The sequence below is a fragment of the Chryseobacterium sp. GVT01B genome, assembly GCF_019970045.1.
GTDB lineage: Bacteria > Bacteroidota > Bacteroidia > Flavobacteriales > Weeksellaceae > Chryseobacterium.
The window spans coordinates 1-1,427 of record NZ_JAHXYI010000018.1; the positions used below are offsets into that span (position 1 = coordinate 1).

2 protein-coding genes are annotated in these 1,427 nt (G+C 30.5%); both read right to left on the reverse strand.

Going from position 1 to position 1,427, the window contains the following annotated elements:
• Positions 1 to 28: 28 nt before the first annotated feature.
• A complete protein-coding gene (locus LC457_RS23255; RefSeq protein WP_223601916.1) occupies positions 29 to 871 on the reverse strand; it encodes an IS3 family transposase in 843 nt (280 codons plus the stop codon).
• The coding region (locus LC457_RS23260) for a helix-turn-helix domain-containing protein (RefSeq protein WP_223601914.1) at positions 859 to 1,427 on the reverse strand (569 nt) is incomplete at its 5' end. The genes LC457_RS23260 and LC457_RS23255, both read right to left, overlap by 13 nt.

Consider the following 1,427-nt stretch of genomic DNA (forward strand, 5'->3'; position numbering starts at 1 on the left):
TAGAGTGCACCCAAAAGTTTAGACAAAATTAAATAATCTTTTGATAATAAAGAGTTCGATATTCTATCGGACTCTTTCCTTTTAAATTAATTCTTATCCTATCATTATTATAATAGTCAATATATTGATGAATCTCGTCTTTTAATTCCTGTATTGATTTGAACTTTTTCAGATAAAACATTTCGGATTTTAATGTTCCAAAGAAATTCTCTATTATAGCATTATCCAAACAATTTCCTTTTCTAGACATACTTTGGATAATTCCTTTTTGTTTCAAAATATTTTGATACAGCTTCATTTGATATTGCCAACCCTGGTCTGAGTGAAGAATTAGGTTCTGTGTATTTTTTATTTTTCTAAAGCTCTTTTTCAACATATTAATAATTTGTGTAAAAACAGGTTTTTCTGAAAGTTCATAGCTTATAATCTCTCCGTTAAATAAGTCGATGGTATGAGATAAATATAGCTTGTTTCCAGAAACATTGAATTCTGTAATATCGGTAGCCCATTTTTGGTTCGGATGGTCAGTCTTAAAGTTTCTTTTCAGGATATTCGGTGTTATTTTTCCTTGTTCTCCACGGTAAGATCTATATTTTCTCACCCGAATTAAGCTTTTCAATCCCAAGTTTTTCATTAATCGTAAAACTGTTTTATGATTGATAATTATATCCCGATTTTTTAGTTCCAGAGTGATTCTTCTATATCCAAATCTTCCTTTATGCTTTTGATAAATTAATTGTATTAAACTTTTAATATGAGCATATTTATCTCCCGCATTACCCTGAGCCCGATGATAATAAAAACTGCTTCTTGCCATACCTGAACAATTCAGCAATATTGCTAAATTATACTTTGGCCTTAACTCTTCGATGGCTTTTGCTTTTTGCTGGCTAGAGCTAAGGCGTCTAACTTTTTTAGATAATCAATCTCTGCACGAAGCCTTTCATTTTCAAGTAAAAGTTCTTCCTCTCGTGTCAAAACTTTATCAGATTTTCTTTTTTTATCTTTATTATTACTCATTATCTTAGGTCTTCCTCTGGGTTTATTTTCTAAACCTAAAATACCACTTTTCTCATAAGCATTCTGCCAATTTAAAATACTGGATGCTGCTCCTATATTAAACTTTAAGCATGCCTGTTTAATGGAAAGATGACTTTCTGATATGGATTGTAAAACTTTCAGCTTAAAATTGACATCATAAACTCTGTTATGGATACGAAGAAGACCTTTAGATCCATATTGAATATAGTATTTTACCCATTGTTTAACTAAAGATTTACTGATTCCTAATTCTTTAGCAACTACGGAAATCGAATGATGTCTTTGTAAAACCTTAACAACACAATCTGTTTTAAATGCTAAACTATACTTTGATTTGCCCATAAAAAATGCCCCTAAAAAGTGTCTAACTTTTTGGGGGCACTCTA